Source organism: Alicyclobacillus hesperidum subsp. aegles, assembly GCF_027923525.1.
GTDB classification, from domain to species: Bacteria; Bacillota; Bacilli; order Alicyclobacillales; family Alicyclobacillaceae; genus Alicyclobacillus; species Alicyclobacillus aegles.
On record NZ_BSBJ01000023.1, the window covers coordinates 1 to 450 of the forward strand.

At 52.9% G+C, this 450-nt stretch carries 1 protein-coding gene; it reads right to left on the reverse strand.

Features of this window, described 5'->3' with window-relative positions; translation table 11 throughout:
* Positions 1-450 (reverse strand): IS256 family transposase (locus QMF38_RS09495; RefSeq protein ID WP_452038980.1); only part of this gene is annotated, 450 nt, incomplete at both ends.

The following is a 450-nucleotide window of genomic DNA, read 5'->3' on the forward strand; positions in this document are numbered from 1 at the left end:
CCCGAATCCTCAGAACGATTGCATCGACCAGCACGAATGGGTATCGCTTTTCTCTTAGGTTGCGCTCATTCCACGCCTGTACAATAGGGTCAAGTCGTTTACACAGATCTGAAACTGTAGATTTTGAGAACTCCGCACCACAGAGTTCCTCCGTAATCGCCGTGATTTTCCTTGTGGATACCCCGTTAATCACCATTTCCACAAGCGCTAACAACAGAGCCTGCTCACTACGTTGGTAACGCGCAAACAACTCCGTGGAAAAGCTCCCATTACGCAGACGCGGGACACGTAAGGTGAGGGTCCCTACACGGGTTGTCAGTGGGTGGGGACGGGTTCCATTCCGGTAGCCCTGGCGTTCCTCCGAACGTTCATACGGCTCCGCCTGAAGCTGCTCAGAAGCCTGCGCCTTCAGAACTTGATTCAGAACCTGATCCAGCAACTGCGATATCC